Origin of the sequence: Mesorhizobium sp. M7A.F.Ca.US.006.04.2.1, from assembly GCF_004022915.1 — a bacterium.
GTDB classification, from domain to species: Bacteria; Pseudomonadota; Alphaproteobacteria; order Rhizobiales; family Rhizobiaceae; genus Mesorhizobium; species Mesorhizobium ciceri.
Genome location: NZ_RZQA01000583.1, coordinates 1 through 4,132, shown reverse-complemented (window position 1 = coordinate 4,132; position 4,132 = coordinate 1). Strand labels below are relative to the sequence as shown.

Annotated in this window: 4 protein-coding genes; all 4 read right to left on the bottom strand. The window is 60.4% G+C overall.

The window, feature by feature from the left end:
- Positions 1-169: 169 nt before the first annotated feature.
- Positions 170-688: a PaaI family thioesterase gene (locus tag EN925_RS25775; RefSeq protein ID WP_127385412.1), complete on the bottom strand. Its 519-nt coding sequence runs from the start codon at positions 686-688 to the stop codon at positions 170-172.
- A complete protein-coding gene (gene recO / locus EN925_RS25770; protein WP_127369896.1) occupies positions 685-1,461 on the bottom strand; it encodes a DNA repair protein RecO in 777 nt (258 codons plus the stop codon). Before recO ends, EN925_RS25775 begins: the two co-directional genes overlap by 4 nt.
- Positions 1,462-1,593: 132 nt before the next feature.
- Positions 1,594-2,730, bottom strand: coding sequence for a porin (locus EN925_RS25765; RefSeq protein WP_024503065.1), 1,137 nt, complete (start codon positions 2,728-2,730; stop codon positions 1,594-1,596).
- Between the two features lie 695 nt (positions 2,731-3,425).
- Positions 3,426-4,132, bottom strand: a 707-nt coding sequence (locus EN925_RS25760) for an aminoglycoside phosphotransferase family protein (RefSeq protein WP_164894383.1), incomplete at its 5' end; no start/stop codon positions are given.

The window sequence follows — 4,132 nt, the reverse complement described above, 5'->3', positions numbered from 1 at the left end:
CTCGACAAGGCCGATGCGGCTCTGCTGACGCGAAATGATGACGAACAAGGCGATGATGGCGACAAGGCCGATCAGGCTTTCAAACATGGCGGTTCCCCCAAACCAGGCCAGTTTTCACTGACATTCGTCGTACTGACATTCAAATGCGGCGGCCAAGCGGCCAGAAAACTCAGCGCGCCGCCAGATTGGCGGCCGGAAAGATCGAGCATGTTTCGGTGCCGAAAGCCAGCAGCTTGCCGCCGGCATCCTTCAGCGTCGCTTCCGACACCGCCAACGTGCGGCCCTTGTGAACAACCCTGCCCTCGCAGACCACCTCGCCGGTCTTCGGCGTGATGGGACGCGTCAAATTCACCTTGAACTCCGCCGTCGTATAGGCCTCGCTCTTTTCGAGCAGCGTCTGCACGGCACAGGCCAGTGCCGAATCGAGCAGCGTCGCCGCCCAGCCGCCATGCACGCTGCCCAGCGGGTTGAGATGGCGCTCGCTCGGCATGCCACGAAAGACAGCGCGCCCTTCCGAGACTTCGGTGAGAGTGAAATTCAGCTGAAAGGAAATCGGCGGCGCCGGATACTTGCCGTCGACGATGCGCTGCAGCAATTCCAGACCGGTGTATTTCAGGATATCGGCGTGCGGAATGGTGCCGAGCCCGAGCGGTGAGACCCGGCCAGGATAAAGTTCGACCTCGCTCATGTGATGATTTCTCTGGTTGCGTCCTCGCCAGCTATGGCCTTGCCGCGCGCGTGATGTTTGCGCAAGGCGGCGAGGAAGCCGGTACGAGCGTCCGGCGGCTCGATGCCGCGCGGCTCATAGACATGGCGGTTGAAGAAGAAGCCGGTGAGCCGGAAGGCGTCGTCGACATCAGCCGCATCGGCGCGCAGGCCGGAGCCGCGCTGTAGGAAGGCCGGCAGAGCCAGCATCTTGTCGCGCCATGGCAAACCGGCTTCGCGCGATACCGCGCGTCCCGACTTCGGCGAGACATAGGCCAGGTCCTGTCGCGTGCCGGTGGCGGCACATCGACTGAGATCGAGGCCGAAGCCGAGTTCGTCCAGCACCAGAAGCTCGAAGCGCGCCACCAGTTCTCCGGCAACGTCGGCGTCGTCGAGATGGACGATCATCACGGCAAGCGTTTCGTAGAGACCTTCATGCGCGTCGCGCTCGGGCAGCAGGCGCAGATGCGCGGCCATGGTCTGCAAGCCGTAGACGGCGACGGCGCTGTCCATCAACCGGGCAGCATTCATCTCGATCGCTTCGGCCTGGAACGTGCCGAGATGTTCATCAAGGCGCGCACGCCACAACAGGTCGACGCGATTGCCGGGCTGGAGGACGGGCTGCTGTTTGCGCGAACGGCCGCCGCGAACAAGGCCGAGATGACGGCCATGCGCTCGCGTCAGCACCTCGAGAATGGCGCTGGTTTCGCCATGCTTGCGGGTGCCGAGAATGATTCCCTCGTCGCGCCATTCCATTTCAGGAGCTTTTCACCGATCGGGTGGCGAAATCAAGGTATGGGCTTGGCTCCTGGGTAACTCTCACACCAATGCATAAAAAACCGCCCGCAGCGATGTGCTGCGGGCGGGCTGGTGAGGTCAGTCGATCTGCTAGAAATTGCGCTGGAAGCGGACGATGCCGCCGACGCTGCTCTTCTTGTCGGCCTTGGTCCAGTTGTTGAAGTCGAAGTCGTCGAATTTTCCTGCATTGAGGTAATCGACTTCAGTCGTGACCGTAAAGCCGGGCACAATGGTATAGGCAACGTTGGCAGCGACGCCGAGGTTCTTCCAGTCGTCATAGGAAATCTGGGCGTTGAACGAGGTCTTCTCGTTGAACTTGTAGGTGCCGCCACCCCAGACTGCCCAGTTACCGCCCCACGGCTTGTATTGGGTACGGCCTGTGCCGAAGTCGTTGATGTTGTCGTTGGTGCCGTAGCCGCCCATGACGAACAGCGTCAGTTCCTTGCTGACGTTGACGTCCAAACGGACCTTGCCGGCCACTTCCTCATAGTTGCTGTCATAGGCCACGACGCCAGTGATCGCACCCCAGTCGCCCTTGTACTTCAAGCCGCCGACGACATGCGGAACATAGCTGTCGATGGTGTTGACGGCGGTGCCTTCCTCAAGCGAGACCACGCCCGTGAAGCCGCTGCCAGCGTCGAAGTAATAGCTGATGAGATTGGTATCCTTGACACCATACGGGATGAGCGTGTCCTGGATGACATTGCCGGCATAACCGATGAACTGGTCGTATACCGTTTCATCCTTACCGACGCGCAGACCACCGAGCTGGATCCAGGCGAAATTGAGGGTGGTGGTCTTGTTGCCGGCCTGCCAGCCGGTGCCGTCGCCTGTATAGTCGCCGGAGGAGTTGCCGAACTGGAAGCGAGTTTCGGTAAAGGTCTTCAACGTGCCGAGTTCGGTTTCCTGGCCGGTATAAGTCCTCAGCGTGAAGCGCATGTTCTTGTAATAGGTGTCGTGCCTATCGCCGTCCATGTGATCGGCAACGTTGTTGGCGCCATCGAGCGAGCCGGAATCGCCGACGCCCATGTCGTAGCGGAGATAACCGCCGATGCGCAGGCAGGTCTCGGTGCCCGGAATATAGAAGTAGCCGGCGCCGTAGACGTCGCAAATCTTGACGTATTCGGCCGGTTCCGGTTCGGCGACGACGACAGCGTCGGCGGCGCGCGCGCCGCTGACCGCGATCAGGGCCGCGGCTGAGCCGAGAAGGAGGCTCTTGATGTTCATTTTCTGACCTCTCCAGTCATAGTTATAAATGGCTTCGGATTTGTGGCTGGCGGCAATGTTTTCCCGCCTCACCCCCACAACGAAAAAGGCTCACACCGCTCGCCCTTTTCAGCGGCGAACATACCCATCGATCATCTGCCTTCAATGACGATTTCCGAAATAATGCCAATTCCGTGAACAGATTAATGCTGTGTTGCACAAATAACACTTTCCGTGACGGCGAATGGCACAAGTGGCACAACGTCACATATTGAATATATATATGGGATACTTTCGCGGCCAAATATAATTCAACGTTTTATATTTCTAAAAATACCGCACAATGTGGAATATCTACCTGGTTTTCGCCGACATCGACCTGAATCTTGCCGACCCCTCTATCGCCAGGTGACGCCCATTCGCCAATCTCACTCTGATGCCGAGGCGAAAAGCGGGATGACGCTTCCAAGCCTGTCTGCTTCTTCCAAGACGATCGAAACCCTGGAGCGCTGTGGCGTCCCCGATTGTGACAGCAGCCAACCGTTCAAAAACGATTCCTCCGTGACGCCTCTCAGTCGACCTTGGCGACACGGGCGACGTGGTCGTCCGCCTCGATCAGGCGGATTGGCACTCCCGGGAAGCATGCGTCGGTCGGAATGTCCCTGGTCGCGCCATGCGACGGCGGATGTTTGGCGACGGGACTGGGTTTTGGTTGGCTAGAGCGGCTTATCGTTCGGCGCTTCACGCTCGCGCGCGCGGTCGGCAAGGACTTCATCGATCACGTGACAGGATTTCTCAACCTCAACAGGGTTGGCGTCGATCTGTCCAGCGACCGTGATCAGCGCCTTCCAAAGCGTCCAGCCACGACCGCGCGCCCACATCGCCCCGTCGGCCGGAAGGCCGGCACGAAACGCCTCCCGGCTTTTGCCTTCAAACAGCGTCCACGCAATCGCCAGATCGCAGGCGGGATCGCCGACGCCGGAGGTTCCGAAGTCGATCACCGCGCTCAATCGGCCTTGCCTGACCAACAGGTTTCCCCAACTGACGTCACCGTGGAACCAGACCGGCGCACCGTGCCATTGTGCGGCAAGTGCTGCCTCCCACACCGCACTGGCTGCGGCCGTGTCGATCTTGCCTTCGAGGGCGGCAATCGCTTGCCGGGCCTCGCCATCGTAGACGCTGAGTGCTCCGCCGCGAAAGAAATTGTGCTGTCCCGGCGCCGGTCCACCGGTGGCATCGATACGCTGAAGGGCGACCAGGAACGCGGCCAGGTCGGTCGCAAATTGCGGCAGGCTGGCAATCCGCTCGCGCTCTGCCGTCTCGCCTTCGATCCAGCGGTAGACGGACCAGTGCCAGGGATAGCTTTCGGCCGGAACTCCCATCGCCAGCGGCACCGGGATCGGCAGCGGCAGCAGAGGTGCGA